Origin of the sequence: Haloactinopolyspora alba (assembly GCF_003014555.1) — a bacterium.
In the GTDB taxonomy this organism is placed as follows: Bacteria; Actinomycetota; Actinomycetes; order Jiangellales; family Jiangellaceae; genus Haloactinopolyspora; species Haloactinopolyspora alba.
On sequence record NZ_PYGE01000032.1, the window covers coordinates 25,385 to 34,476 of the forward strand.

General features: G+C 71.5%; 11 protein-coding genes. 4 read left to right on the forward strand and 7 right to left on the reverse strand.

Annotated elements, in window-relative coordinates; genetic code table 11:
* Together CLV30_RS25110 and CLV30_RS25115 are read left to right on the forward strand one after the other, a co-directional pair.
* Entirely contained in the window at positions 1-855 is an 855-nt protein-coding gene (locus CLV30_RS25110; RefSeq protein ID WP_165358574.1) for a DUF4097 family beta strand repeat-containing protein, read from the forward strand.
* A gap of 32 nt (positions 856-887) precedes the next feature.
* Positions 888-1,097, forward strand: coding sequence for a hypothetical protein (locus tag CLV30_RS25115; protein WP_106539995.1), 210 nt, complete (start codon positions 888-890; stop codon positions 1,095-1,097).
* Here CLV30_RS25115 and CLV30_RS25120 read toward each other — a convergent pair.
* The 5 genes from CLV30_RS25120 to CLV30_RS25140 form a co-directional block, all read right to left on the reverse strand.
* Entirely contained in the window at positions 1,094-2,527 is a 1,434-nt protein-coding gene (locus tag CLV30_RS25120) for a YihY/virulence factor BrkB family protein (RefSeq protein WP_106539996.1), read from the reverse strand. The genes CLV30_RS25115 and CLV30_RS25120 overlap by 4 nt on opposite strands.
* 9 nt (positions 2,528-2,536) lie before the next feature.
* Entirely contained in the window at positions 2,537-2,863 is a 327-nt protein-coding gene (locus tag CLV30_RS25125) for a YtxH domain-containing protein (RefSeq protein WP_106539997.1), read from the reverse strand.
* 2 nt (positions 2,864-2,865) lie between these two features.
* A complete protein-coding gene (locus CLV30_RS25130; protein WP_106539998.1) occupies positions 2,866-3,420 on the reverse strand; it encodes a hypothetical protein in 555 nt (184 codons plus the stop codon).
* Positions 3,417-3,887 (reverse strand): hypothetical protein, encoded by a 471-nt coding sequence (locus tag CLV30_RS25135; RefSeq protein WP_129710972.1) that lies wholly within the window; start codon positions 3,885-3,887, stop codon positions 3,417-3,419. Before CLV30_RS25135 ends, CLV30_RS25130 begins: the two co-directional genes overlap by 4 nt.
* A gap of 90 nt (positions 3,888-3,977) precedes the next feature.
* The gene (locus CLV30_RS25140; protein ID WP_106540000.1) at positions 3,978-6,095 is read right to left on the reverse strand and encodes a S9 family peptidase; all 2,118 of its coding nucleotides are present in this window, start codon (positions 6,093-6,095) and stop codon (positions 3,978-3,980) included.
* Between the two features lie 59 nt (positions 6,096-6,154).
* Between CLV30_RS25140 and CLV30_RS25145 the strand changes: the two genes are divergently transcribed.
* Together CLV30_RS25145 and CLV30_RS25150 are read left to right on the forward strand one after the other, a co-directional pair.
* On the forward strand, positions 6,155-6,508 hold the full coding sequence (locus tag CLV30_RS25145; RefSeq protein ID WP_106540001.1) for a GntR family transcriptional regulator: 354 nt from the start codon (positions 6,155-6,157) through the stop codon (positions 6,506-6,508).
* Positions 6,505-7,503 carry a DUF1648 domain-containing protein gene (locus tag CLV30_RS25150; protein ID WP_106540002.1) on the forward strand — a complete coding sequence of 333 codons (999 nt, stop codon included), beginning with the start codon at positions 6,505-6,507 and terminating at the stop codon, positions 7,501-7,503. Before CLV30_RS25145 ends, CLV30_RS25150 begins: the two co-directional genes overlap by 4 nt.
* A 67-nt stretch (positions 7,504-7,570) precedes the next feature.
* On the opposite strand, the gene CLV30_RS25155 is transcribed toward CLV30_RS25150, so the two are convergent.
* Together CLV30_RS25155 and CLV30_RS25160 are read right to left on the reverse strand one after the other, a co-directional pair.
* Positions 7,571-8,461: an LLM class F420-dependent oxidoreductase gene (locus CLV30_RS25155; RefSeq protein WP_106540003.1), complete on the reverse strand. Its 891-nt coding sequence runs from the start codon at positions 8,459-8,461 to the stop codon at positions 7,571-7,573.
* Between the two features lie 9 nt (positions 8,462-8,470).
* Positions 8,471-8,887 (reverse strand): MarR family winged helix-turn-helix transcriptional regulator, encoded by a 417-nt coding sequence (locus tag CLV30_RS25160; protein WP_129710973.1) that lies wholly within the window; start codon positions 8,885-8,887, stop codon positions 8,471-8,473.
* Positions 8,888-9,092: the final 205 nt, after the last annotated feature.

A 9,092-nucleotide genomic window follows, 5' to 3' on the forward strand; every position in this document is an offset into this window, starting at 1 on the left:
ATGTCCCACGACGAGTACCCCGTGACGTTCGCCGTCGACGGCCCCGTCGAGCTGTCGGTACGGCAGACCTCCGGCGACCTGACCGTCACCGCGGCCGACACCACCGATGCGACCGTCGACCTGCGCGCCTCCGGACCGCATGCCGACGAGCTGATCGCGCAGACCACGGTCGCCTACCGCTCCGGAACACTGAAGATCGAGACACCGAAGCGTCTGCGCGGCCTGGACCTGGGTCGTTCGTCGGTCGACATCCGGGTCACCGTCCCGAACGGCAGTGACGTGGACGCGCACAGCGCGTCGGGCGACGTCGAGACCACCGGCACCGTCGGCGCGTTGGCGACGAAGACCGGCTCCGGTGACGTCGCCACCGAGTCGTGCACCGAGGCACGTGCGCGCACCGGCAGTGGCTCGGTGCACGTCGGGCGCTGCGCGTCGGCGGTCGTCCACACCGGCTCCGGCGACGTCCGGATCGAGCAGGCCGCCGACAGCCACGTCGAGCTCGACACCGGATCCGGCGACATCACGGTCGGCGGGACCGTCAGTGGCGGCCACGTCTCCTGTGCCTCCGGCGATCTCGAGCTCGGCGCCGTCGACGGCACGGTCGAGCTGAAGACCGCCTCGGGCGAGATCACGGTTGCCCGCGCCGTCCAGGGCGAGATCCGGGCGACGTCGACCAGCGGCGACATCTCCGTCGGCGTGGCCGAGGGCACGGCGGCGCACCTGGACGCCTCCTCGGTCAGCGGCAAGGTGCGCTCCGAGCTGGACGAGACCGACGCGCCTGCGGCGTCCGACCGCACGCTGGCGTTGTCGGCCAGGGCGGTCAGCGGCTCGGTGACCGTGCACCGGGCGCACTGAAGCGCTGCCGAGCCGACAACGGGAGGTCCGTCATGACCATTCACTTCCACGACGACCTGCACCGCGCCCGCGCCGAGAAGTTGCGGCACGAGGCCGCCGTGCACGCGGCGACCCGCGACGCCAGGCGCGCGCGGCGTCTCGAACGCGCGGCACGGTGTGCGGGCGCGGTGGCCGCGTGGACCGCACGGGTCGCCGGGCGCATCGAGGCGCACGCCCGGGCGCGGCGGGCGCGCGTGCTCTAACGCGTCCGGCCGGGCTCCGGACCGGCGTCGGCGCCACGCTCCATGTCGACGGCGCGCCCCGCATCGTCGTCGGCGCCACGCTCGGCGTCGAGGCGCGAGCCGTGGTCCCCGTCGTCCTCCGCGCCACGGCCCGCGTCGCGATCCGCGCGGCGACCGGACCTGCCTCCGCGGAGACGACGCGCCAGCCGGATGGCCTCGGCCCGCTTCGCCGCCGCCTTCTCGAGACCGCGGGTGCTGCGGTGGGCCAGCTGCAACCGTTCCTCGGCCGGTTCGCCGGCACGCAGCTCCCGAGCCCGCTCGAGCTCCACGTCGACCTCCGCGCCGAACAGCAGCGCGACGTTCGTCAACCACAGCCACAGCAAGAACACGATGACCCCGGCCAGCGACCCGTACGTCTCGTCGTAGCTGCCGAAGTTCGCGACGTAGAAGCCGAAAGCGGCGGAGGCGAGGGCCCAGACCGCGATGGCGATCGCGGCGCCGGCACTGAGCCACCGGAACCGGCGCTGTTTCACGTTGGGGGTGGCTCCGTACAGCACGGCGACGATCATGATGACGATGAGCAACAGCGCCGGCCACTTGGCGATGTTCCAGACCGTCACCGCGGTGTCGCCGACGCCGACGGTCTCGCCGACCGACTCGGCCAGCGGGCCGGTGACGACGAGCAGTACGAGCGCGGCCAGCACCAGCAGCATCGTGAGCAGCGTGACGCCGAGCATCGCCGGCCGGAGTATCCAGAACGGCCGCCCCTCGCGGACGCCGTAGATGCGGTTCATCGCGCGTCCGAAGGCACCGACGTAGCCGGACGCGGTCCACAGCGCCGCGGCAAGTCCGATGATCAGTGCGGTCCCGGCGGCAGGTGCGTCCGCGAGCTGTTCGATCGGCCCGCTGAGCCGGTCGTAAACCGTCGCCGGAGCGCTGTCCTGGACGATGCTGAGCAGCTTGTCGGTCGTCTGGGCGCCCCGGCCGACGACGGCGGGCAGCGACACCAGAGCTACCAGGGCCGGGAACACGGAAAGCACGGCGTAGTACGTGAGCGCCGCCGCGAGGTCGATGCACCCGTCGGCGCTGAACTCACGCACGCTGCGGCGGGCGATGTATCCGGCCGACGGCCGCTGACCGGCCGGCGTTCCCTCGGCCGATGCGACGGATTCGTCCGCGTCCGCCCCGTCCGCCGCGTCCGGCTCGTCCGTACCGGCAGCACCGGCTGTCTCGGCCGTTGACTCGGCGGGCTCCGGCGGTACGGGCGGCACCGACGGAGCCGCGGGCGCGGACGGAGCCGCCGGCGCCGACGTGCCGCCCTCGCCGGCGTCGGCCGTGCCAGTGTCAGCGGCGTCGTCGCGATGCCAGGTGTCGCCCGGGCCCCAGATCTCGGTCTCGGGATTCTCCTCGCGCGTCGAGCCGTCCGGGCGGTCGTTCCCGCGCCCCGTCATACGGTGCTCTCAGCTGCCGTCGCGGCGCTCCGCCGACTGTTCGCCGGGGCGTCCGTTGACGCTCAGCTCGGCCTCCGAGGCGTCGTGGTCCTCGTGGTGAACCGTCGCCTTGACCTTGTCCGAGGCCTTCGTGGCGGCGTCGGAGATCCGGTCCTGCAGGTGCGGTGCCCTGGTTCGCACAGCGTTCTCGGCGTCGGAGACGCGCTGCTGGACCTTCGGGTCGTGCCACAACGCGTCGGCGCGGCCCTTGAGGTCTTCGTAGCGTTGCCGCCCGGCGCGGGTGCCGAGTACGTACCCGACAGCGGCACCGGCCAGGATCAGGAGCTTCCCCTTCATCACTACTCCTCGCGATATCTTCCGGAGATACTCCCGAATCTACGCCCGTTACGCCGGTCGGCGCGGCCGAACCAGCTCACCGGATACGCTCCGACGGCGAGCGAGGCGCCGATTCCGAGGCATATGCCGGACATCAGGGTCACGACGGCGCCGATGCCCACCGACACGTTCCCCGTCGTCCCGGCGACCGCGGTGCCGGCTTCGGCGCGCCCGGCGGCCACGGCGCTGAACGACAGAACCACACTCGACAGGCAGGTCAGCGCGGCCAGTGTCGCGCCGCACGCGTCCCGGCGGCGTTCGGCTCCGCGCGTCTCCGGGCTGCCGTAACGCAGCATCTCCCATGCCACCAGCAGCGTCGCGAGCATGCCGGTCAGCACCCCCACGTCGTCGAAGATCGGCGTGCCGTCGACGGTGGCGTAACCGTTCCATCCGGGCGTCGATTCGGAGTCGCCGTGGCGGCCGGAGACCGTCGTCCAAGGCAGGAAGAGTGAGACGAACAGGCCGGCGCCGCCACTGGCGAAGAGTCTGCGCCGCGCCGTGCCGGAACCGCGGCTCACCCGGCGTTCGGCGGCTCGGGCGCGTCGTCGTCGGAGTGCGTGATCGCCCTGGCGCCGCCGGCCTGCCGGAACGCCAGGAACGCGGCGTAGCCGAGAGCGAGCGAGCAGAACAGGATGACGAACGCGCCGAAGCCGGGGCCGGCCGGGCTGGGCTGGGTCAGTGAGCGGATGAACTGGATCAGGCCGAAGAATCCGGTGAGCGCGGCCAGTGCGGCGGTCACCAGGTCGTGGTCGACGCCGAAGTCCGGCGCCCGGGACAGCAGCCGGGCGACCTCCCACGCCACGAGCCCGACGGTGAGGATCCCGACCGCGGAGCCGATGCCCTGCCAGCCGTTCGACGAGACGTCGATGCCGGCCAGCGAGACCGAGACCCACGGAAGGAACAGGCCGACGAAGAGCACGACCCCCACCGCGGCCGCGAGCTTGCGGTGCAGCGGCAGCGAGTTGACGTTCTCGATGGTCGGCACGGGGGCTCCCTCGGTGAGGTGGTGAGGTCGGTCCGGAACGTGATCGTCCGCGCGGTACCTCATCACGGACCGCGCGGTTTGGCAAGAACGTCAGTTCTGTCGGGAATCCCGCGTTGCCACCGAGTCGATGATGAACGCCAAGGTCAGCGCCTCGTCGCGCCATGCGTCGTAGCGGCCCGACGGTCCGCCGTGGCCCGCGCCCATCTCGGTCTTGAGCAGCAGCGGGCGCTCACCCGTCGAGGTCGCACGCAGCCGGGCGACCCACTTCGCCGGCTCGTGATAGCCGACCCTCGGGTCGTTCAGCCCGGCGGTGACCAGCATCGCCGGGTACGGGACCGGCTGGACGTTCTCGTACGGCGTGTACGACTTCATGTACGCGTAGACCTCGCCGGACTCGACCGGATTGCCCCACTCCTCCCACTCGATGACGGTGAGCGGCATCGACGGGTCGAGGATGGTGGTCAGCGCGTCGACGAACGGCACGTCCGCCACCAGGGCGGCGAACGTCGACGGGGCCAGGTTGGCCACCGCGCCGATCAGCAGGCCGCCGGCGCTGCCGCCGCGGCCGACCAGCCGGTCGTGCGACGTCCACCCGGTCGCCGTGAGGTGGTCGGCGCAGGCGACGAAGTCGGTGAACGTGTTCCGCTTGGCCAGCAGCTTGCCGTCCTCGTACCAGTGACGCCCCAGCTCACCGCCGCCGCGGACGTGTGCGATGGCGAACACGAACCCGCGGTCCAGCAGCGAGAGCCGGGCGATGGAGAACCACGGGTCCATGGGCATCTCGTACGAGCCGTAGCCGTACAGCACACAGGGAGCGCTGCCGTCGCGTGGTGTGTCCTTGCGGCGCACCAGCGAGATCGGCACCGCGGTGCCGTCGTCGGCGGAGGCCCACTCGCGCACCGCCTCGTAGGCGTCCGGGTCGAAGTCGCCGAGCACGGCCCGGCGCTTGCGCAGCCGCAGCTCGCCGGTGCCGACGTCGTAGTCGTAGACCGAGCTCGGCGTGGTCAGCGAGGTGTAACCGAGCCGGAACACGGTGGAGTCGAACTCCGGGTTGGCGCCGGCGTCGACGGTACGGACCTCCTCGGGAACCTCGATGTCCCGGCCCTCGCCGGGCCGGCCGTCGTGCAGCGGAAGGACGTGCAGCTCGGTCCGTCCGTCGCGGCGCATCGAGACCACCAGATGGGTGGCGAACGCGTCGACCTCGGTGATGCGGGTACCCGGGCGGTGGCCGATGACCGGGGTCCAGTGCTCACGGCCGGGGGTCGCGGCCGGCGCGACGGCGAGCTCGAAGTCCGCGCCGCCGTCGTTGTGCACGATGAAGAAGCTGTCGCCGCTGTGGTCGAGTGTGTACTCGATGCCCTGCCTGCGCGGCTCGACGACGCGGAACTCGCCGTACGGATCGGCCGCCGGCAGGAACCGCATCTCGGTGGTGATCTGGCTGCCGAGCCCGATGAGCACGTACTCGCGGCTGCGGGTGAGACCGACGCCGACGAAGAACCGCTCGTCGGTCTCCTCGTGCACGATCACGTCGGCGCTCGCCTCCGTGCCCAGCACGTGCCGCCAGACGCGATAGGGCCGCATCGCCTCGTCGACGGTGGTGTAGAACAGCACGTCGCCGTCGGCCGACCAGGCGGTGCTGTAGTACGTGCCCGGCACCGTGTCGGGCCGTGTCTCGCCGGTCCGCAGATCCTTGACGTGCAGCGTGTACTTCTCGTCGCCGTCGTGGTCGGTCGAGTAGGCGAGCAGCCCGCCGTCCGGGCTGATGTCGAAAGCGCCGAGGGCGAAGTACGGCGAGTCGCCGGCCAGCTCGTTCTGGTCGAGCAGGACCTGTTCGTCGGCGGGCGCCGGTAGCCCCTCGGTGGGGTCGGCCGGCAGTTCGGGCTCGATGCGTGAGCGGCAGTGCACCGGGTACTGCTGCCCCTCGATGGTGCGCGTGTAGTACCACCAGTCGCCGCGCCGGGTGGGGACGGAGAGGTCGGTCTCGAGGGTGCGGCTCTTGATCTCGTGGAAGATCGTGTCCTGCAGCGCCTTGGTGTGCGCGGTGGCCGCCTCGGTGTAGGCGTTCTCGGCCTCGAGGTAGGCCGTGGTGTCCGGGTCGTCGCGGTCGTACAGCCAGGCGTACTCGTCGACGACGGTGTCGCCGTGGAACTCGCGGTGGGTGGGGACGCGCTTGGCGACCGGTGGCTGAGGCTGTTCGACGTCCGGCATGGGACGACGGTACCTCGACCATCTTGTGCTAATTGAACTAGAACAATAGCATTGGTCTCGTGCTGTTCCGCCTGGACCCGAACTCGGCCGAGCCGTTGTTCGCGCAGATCGCCGCGGCGGTCCGCGGGGCGGTGGCGCGCGGCGACGTCCAGCCTGGTGAACGGTTGCCCGGCGCGCGGGACCTCGCCGACTCGCTCGGGCTGAACGTGCACACCGTGCTGCGCGGCTACCAGCAGTTGCGCGACGAGGGCCTGGTCGAACTGCGGCGCGGGCGCGGTGCCGTCGTCGTGCGGGGCGCCGTCGGCGACTGGGCCGAACTGCGCCAGGAGGTCGCCGACGTCGTCGAGCGTGCCCGCGGACTCGGTGTCAGCGCCCAGGAACTGTTCGACATGATCCGACTGGAGTACCGATGACCGAAGCGGCACCGACCGCCGGCGACGCCCGTCCGGTCGTGCGAATCGTGGTCGCGGTCGCCGTGCTGCCGCTGGTGGTCGCGGCCGCCGGCGCCGCCCTGGTGTGGAGCCGGCGGGACGCGCTACCGGCCGAGGTGGCGATCCACTGGGGCGTCGACGGTGCGGCGGACGGCTTCGCGTCGCCCGGCGTGGTGGTGGCCATGGTGGCCGGGTTCGGCGTGGTGTTCGCGGCCGCCGGGCTGTGGCTGAGCCTCGCCGGGCCGGCCGACCCGCTGCTGGTCCGGGTGCTCGCCGTCACAACCACCGGTGTCACCGGGTTCGTGACGGTGCTGGCGACGTGGCTGGTGACCGACCAGCGGGGCCTTGCCGACGCCGCCGAGGCGGAAGCCGGCGCGTCGAGGTTCCTCGGGTCGTTCGCCGCCGGTGTCCTGCTGGCCGCGGTGGCGGCGTGGACGGTGCCCCGCTGGTCGGCCGAGCGCGGGGAGCCGGCGCCTGGTGACGTACCCCGGCTGGGTGTCGCGCCGGGCGAGCGCGTCGCGTGGACCCGGTCGGTGGCAACGGGCAGCGGGCCGGCGGCCGTGCTCGTCGCCGGTGTCGGCGTGACGGTGGCCGCGGGGGTCCTGTCCCGGCAGTGGTGGATGCTCGGCGTGGGTGCGGCCCTCGGCGTGGTGGCCGCGGTGATGTTCTCGATCACGGTCACCGTCGACCGGCACGGGCTGACCCTCCGCAGCCGCCTCGGCCGGCCGCGGATGCACATCCCGCTCGGTGAGGTCGAACGCGCCACCGTCGTCGACGTCCGTCCCCTCAGGCACTTCGGCGGTTACGGATACCGCATCGCGGCGTTCGGTCCATTGCGCGGGGCGAGCGGGTACGTGCTGCGCGGTGGCTCCGGGCTGCTGGTGGAGCGCCGCGGCGGACGGCGGACGGTGGTGGTCGTCGACGACGCGGCCACGGCGGCGGGTCTGCTCAACACTCTGGCCGAACGCGCGCGGTGACGCTCACCCCACCTGTCCCCATGATCATCGGCACTTTCCGGGTTATACGGCCGGAAAGTGCCGATGATCATGGGGACAGTGGCGCCGGGGTGGGGCGGCCCATCGGCTCGACCTCGCGCACCAGCTCCGCCATGAACTCGTACACCCGCTCGTCCGCGGGGTCGGGCAGGTCGACGATCGCCAGATCCACGCCGAGGTCGGCCAGGTTCTCGAAGCGGCGCCTCGCGTGGTCGAGGTCGAGCGGTCCGAGCTGACCGAAGGTCGTCTTGACGATGTCCTCGTACGGCCGCCCGACCTCGTCACAGCGGGTCCGCAGGACGTCGAGCTTGTGCCGCAACGCCGCCGGGTCGGGCAGCTCGAAGAAGTTGTTCGCGTCGGCGTACTTGGCGACCAGCGACATCGTCTTGCGCTCGCCCATGCCGCCGACCATGATCGGCGGCCGGCGGACCGGCGCCGGGTGGTTCACCGGATAGTCGAGCCGGTAGTGCGTGCCGGTGTACGCCGCGTCGTCGCCGTCGAACATCTGTTGTGCAATCTGCAGCGTCTCCTCGAGCCGTTCGTAGCGCTCGGCCATCGATGGGAACGGGACGCCGAGGGCCCGCGACTCCTGTCCGTTCCAGGCGGCGCCGATGCCGAGCCAGGCACGGCCGCCGGACAACACGTCCAGCGTGCTCAGTTGCTTCACGAGCACACCGGGGTGGCGGTAGTGCACCCCGGTGACCAGCGCACCCAGCTGGAGGGTGCGGAACCGTCCGGCCGCCCAGGCCAGCATGCCGTACGCCTCCAGCATCGGTTCCTCCGGCGGCCCGATGATCGGGACCTGGAAGAAGTGGTCCATCGGCCAGAAGCTGTGGATGCCGGCCGCCTCCGCGTTGGCGAGTGCCTGCTCGAGGGTCGGGCCGATGGCTGCGGGGCCACCGGGCCAGGAGAAGTTCATGATGTGAAGGCCGACCTGCATGGAGCTAAGTTAGCCGGCTAATTCAGTCGCCGTCAACCGTCGGATGATCGCGGAGAACGCCGCGCGGTCGTCGTCGTCGAGGTCACGCAGCAACTCCGCGTCCGCTTGCCGCCACGCCTGCTCGGCTGGTTCCTGCAGGGCGCGCCCGTCGTCGGTGAGATGCACGGTGAGCCCGTGTCCGGGTGTGCGTTCCCGCCGGACGAAACCGGCCCGTTCCAGCCGGTGCAGGGCCTTGCTGACGGTGGGCGGCTCGACGCCGAGGCGGGTGATGAGCTCCGCCTGCGTGACGCCGTCCTCGCGCCACAGCTGCGAGAGCAGCAGCTCCTGTCCGGGGTGCAGGCCGAGTTCGGCGAGCGCGGGGCCGATGGTGCGCTGGGTCGCCTTCATCGCTTTGAGCACCCGGAACGCCACGGTGTCCTCGATCATGCGGACCACGGTAGTGGGGCGGACGAAGGACGGGTCCTCGCTGGGCGACCACGAGGCTTGTGTACGCGTCACCAGGGCTGTACGGGTGGTGACGCATGGAATTCCATGGTGAACGTGATCTCTCTGGGAGGGTTGTGTGTGCCGGGTGCTGCTCGACGGGGTGGCCCTGGGTGATCACCGGGTGACTCGAACGTGATCTGCCTGC

Coding starts and splice junctions, on each gene's coding strand:
- CLV30_RS25155 (WP_106540003.1), bottom strand. CDS start 8,461: ATGCAGGTCGGCCTTCACATCATGAACTTCTCCTGGCCCGGTGGCCCC.
- CLV30_RS25110 (WP_165358574.1), top strand. CDS start 1: ATGTCCCACGACGAGTACCCCGTGACGTTCGCCGTCGACGGCCCCGTC.
- CLV30_RS25140 (WP_106540000.1), bottom strand. CDS start 6,095: ATGCCGGACGTCGAACAGCCTCAGCCACCGGTCGCCAAGCGCGTCCCC.
- CLV30_RS25115 (WP_106539995.1), top strand. CDS start 888: ATGACCATTCACTTCCACGACGACCTGCACCGCGCCCGCGCCGAGAAG.
- CLV30_RS25120 (WP_106539996.1), bottom strand. CDS start 2,527: ATGACGGGGCGCGGGAACGACCGCCCGGACGGCTCGACGCGCGAGGAG.
- CLV30_RS25125 (WP_106539997.1), bottom strand. CDS start 2,863: ATGAAGGGGAAGCTCCTGATCCTGGCCGGTGCCGCTGTCGGGTACGTA.
- CLV30_RS25150 (WP_106540002.1), top strand. CDS start 6,505: ATGACCGAAGCGGCACCGACCGCCGGCGACGCCCGTCCGGTCGTGCGA.
- CLV30_RS25160 (WP_129710973.1), bottom strand. CDS start 8,887: ATGATCGAGGACACCGTGGCGTTCCGGGTGCTCAAAGCGATGAAGGCG.